The 518-nt window shown below is 38.2% G+C and carries 1 protein-coding gene; it reads left to right on the forward strand.

The features are described from left to right. On the forward strand, positions 1-518 hold a 518-nt coding region (locus CYP05_RS01355), incomplete at both ends, for a TRAP transporter large permease subunit (protein ID WP_141090262.1).

The raw sequence follows: 518 nt of genomic DNA on the forward strand, positions 1-518 counted from the left end.
GCTTTTATCATCGCTGAGTTTTTAGGTATGACATATACAAATGTCATGATGGCGGCGGTTATCCCAGCGTTTGCTTGTTATTTGTCGCTATTTTTTATCGTTCATTTAGAAAGCGTGAAGCTTGGCTTAAAAGGTATAAATCAAAGCGAGTTTCACTCAAGATTTAAAATTTTTGTAAGCGGACTTCACTATATAACTCCGATTTTGATTTTGCTTTATACGCTATTAATCGCAAAAGAGTCAGCCATCGCTGCAGCATTTAATGCGATTGGATTTTTATTTTTAATAATGATCTTTCAAGAGCCAGTTAAAAAACTAGCAAGTGGCGAAAAAGTTGGAATAAATGATGGGTTAATAGGCTTTGAAGATATATTTTGGGCGATGGTTGCAGCCGCAAAAAGCATGACAACGATCGCTATAGCAACCGCGCTTGCAGGTATCATCGTGGGCTCTATCTCTCTAACTGGCCTTGGCCAAGTACTTTCAGATCTAGTTGAGCTACTTGCTGGTGATAATAT

The organism is Campylobacter concisus (genome assembly GCF_002913545.1).
GTDB lineage: Bacteria > Campylobacterota > Campylobacteria > Campylobacterales > Campylobacteraceae > Campylobacter_A > Campylobacter_A concisus_AV.